Source organism: Candidatus Pelagibacter communis, from assembly GCF_001180205.1.
Lineage (GTDB): Bacteria > Pseudomonadota > Alphaproteobacteria > Pelagibacterales > Pelagibacteraceae > Pelagibacter > Pelagibacter ubique_O.
Map to the genome: position 1 here is coordinate 1 of NZ_CVSU01000115.1, position 2,176 is coordinate 2,176.

At 29.7% G+C, this 2,176-nt stretch carries 3 protein-coding genes; all 3 read left to right on the plus strand.

All coding sequences use genetic code 11. From position 1 onward, the window contains the following. The coding region (locus AMO08_RS05255; RefSeq protein ID WP_075485898.1) for a phosphatidylserine decarboxylase at positions 1-493 on the plus strand (493 nt) is incomplete at its 5' end. A 3-nt stretch (positions 494-496) separates the two neighbouring features. Further along, entirely contained in the window at positions 497-1,306 is an 810-nt protein-coding gene (gene pssA, locus AMO08_RS05260; protein ID WP_075485900.1) for a CDP-diacylglycerol--serine O-phosphatidyltransferase, read from the plus strand. Then, a partial coding sequence (locus tag AMO08_RS05265; protein WP_075485902.1) for a glycosyltransferase occupies positions 1,306-2,176 on the plus strand: 871 nt, incomplete at its 3' end. The genes pssA and AMO08_RS05265, both read left to right, overlap by 1 nt.

The following is a 2,176-nucleotide window of genomic DNA, read 5'->3' on the forward strand; positions in this document are numbered from 1 at the left end:
GGAAAGAACAATTATAGGCAATGATAGCTATCTAGTCAGCCCTGCAGATGGAGAAGTGATTAAAGTTGAGGAAGTGGATGGACCAAAAGAACTTGGACTAGAAAATAAAAAATTTAAAAAAATAAGTATTTTTATGAACGTATTTGATTGTCATGTAAACAGAACACCTTGCTCAGGTATTGTTGAGGATATTTTATATAAACCAGGTAAATTTTTAAATGCATCTTTAGATAAAGCAAGTGAAGACAATGAGAGGAATTATTATAAAATTAAAGATAAACATGGGAATGATATTGTAGTCGTTCAAATTGCAGGATTAGTTGCAAGAAGAATAGTTTGCGAAACAAATAAAAATCAGGAATTAAATCAAGGTGATAGAATTGGGATGATTAGATTTGGTAGTAGAGCAGACGTTTATTATGAAAATTATGAACCACTAGTAAAAGTTGGTCAAACAGCAATTTCAGGAGAAACACTGCTGGCTAAAAATTAACTTATGGAACAACCAAAAAACAATTTAAAAATTGTTACAGATAAAAAAACTAACGCAAGAGTGATTTTGCCTAACATGCTAACTCTTATTGGAGTTTGTATAGGTTTGTCATCAATAAGATTTGCATTAGATGGAAAATTTGAATTTGCAATTATAGCAATTATGTTTGCTGCTCTTATTGATGGATTAGATGGAAGAATAGCAAGATTAATTAAAGGAACATCAAAAGTTGGTAAAGAACTAGACTCTCTTACGGATATGATAAGTTTTGGAGTAGCCCCAGCATTTATTATGTATTTCTGGAAATTAAATACACTTGGAAGGTTTGGATGGTTGTTATGTTTAATATATGTAATTTGTGTTGCATTACGTTTAGCTCGTTTCAATGTAAATGCAGGTCAAGCACCTTCTTGGAGAGATAATTTTTTTGAAGGAGTTCCATCACCTGCAGGAGGTATTTTAGTTTTAACTCCATTGATATTTAGTCTTACAAGCTTTGATTTTATAAAGATAAATTATGATGTTGTCGTTCCAGTTTTTTTTATTGCAACATCTCTGTTATTGATCAGCAAATTTCCAAGTTATTCATTTAAAAAAATTGTAATTCAAAGAAAGGCAACTATTTTTCTATTATTTGGAATAGTTTTATTTTTTGGATTACTTTTAATATATCCATTTAATGTTATATCTATTAGTGCAATCATATACTTATGTATGCTTCCAATAAGTTTTTTTCATTATCAAAAATTAAAAAAACAAAACGAAGATCGGTATTATAAAGATGAAGATGACGATCTTGAAGATATTTTGTGATGAAAAAAAATGTCATTGTATCATTAGCTGATTCAAATTATTTCCCTTTATTAAATGAGCTAATAGACTCTATTAAAAGATTTAAAGAGAGCTCTGAAGTTGCAATATGTATTTTGGATGCTGGTTTATCAGATGATCAAAAAACAGAATTATCATCAAAAGTAGATGAAATAAAACCAGCAGAATGGGATATTAAAGTTCCAGATAGTAAAATCAAAGGACGTGAATGGTTAAAGAGCCAAGTATCTAGGGCTTTTTTACCGAAATATTTTCCAAGCTATGAAAAATATTTATGGATTGATTGTGATGCTTGGGTAAATGATTGGCAATCAGTTGAGCTTTATTTTAAAGCGTGTGAAAATGGTAAGTTAGGAATTACACAAACTATCGGACCTGGTTACAAGATTACTTCAAGAGTGAATTGGGTTTTTGGAAAACTAGCAATTATTAAATCTCAAAATTTTAAACACGCAATAAAATCCAATATTAGTTTAGAAAAAGCTAGAAAGTTAGCCTTTGCTCCTCATATCAATATTGGTGTTTTTTCATTAGAAAAAAATTCAATGTGTTGGAATTCATGGCAGGAAAACTTAAAGCAAACACTTAAAGGTGGAGAAATATTTGGCTCTGAACAATTAGCGATGAATATGTCTGTTTATGTTGATAATGTCGAAACTGAATTTCTTCCTTTAAACTGTAATTGGATTACCAGTAATCTTTTGCCAAAGTTTGATGAAGATAAAGATACATGGGTAGAGCCTTATTTACCTAATTATAAAATTGGAATTATGCATTTAGCTGCTGGTATCTGGAAAGATAACGAAGATATGAGATTAAACAAGAATATTAAAATAGATATTCAAACTCTCA